Source organism: Burkholderia sp. SIMBA_062 (genome assembly GCF_046534765.1).
GTDB lineage: Bacteria > Pseudomonadota > Gammaproteobacteria > Burkholderiales > Burkholderiaceae > Burkholderia > Burkholderia ambifaria.
This window is the reverse complement of record NZ_JAWRYD010000327.1, coordinates 1-265: the sequence shown is the minus strand read 5'-3', so window position 1 is coordinate 265 and position 265 is coordinate 1. Positions and strand designations below refer to the sequence as shown.

1 protein-coding gene is annotated in these 265 nt (G+C 64.5%); it reads left to right on the top strand.

The features are described 5' to 3' along the window. On the top strand, positions 1-265 hold a 265-nt coding region (locus tag SB786_RS36550; RefSeq protein ID WP_410731625.1), incomplete at both ends, for a hypothetical protein.

The following is a 265-nucleotide window of genomic DNA, read 5'->3' as shown; positions in this document are numbered from 1 at the left end:
CTGTCGGCTACTCCGCTGGTTTATGGCACTCGGCTGAACTGGGCCTTTCCTCCCGGTGCGGAAGATACCCAGCGCACGGAAATCTGGCAGAGCCCGACTACCTCCCATGATGACGCCGCCAAGCTGGGCGACTATGCCTATCCGCAGGCCGAGCACGAGATTCACGGACTGGCTGCGGGCGTGTCCTTCTACTACTGGGCTCGCCTGGTGGACCGCAGCGGCAATGTGGGGCCTTGGTATCCGGCGGGCGTCGGGGTAAACGGGC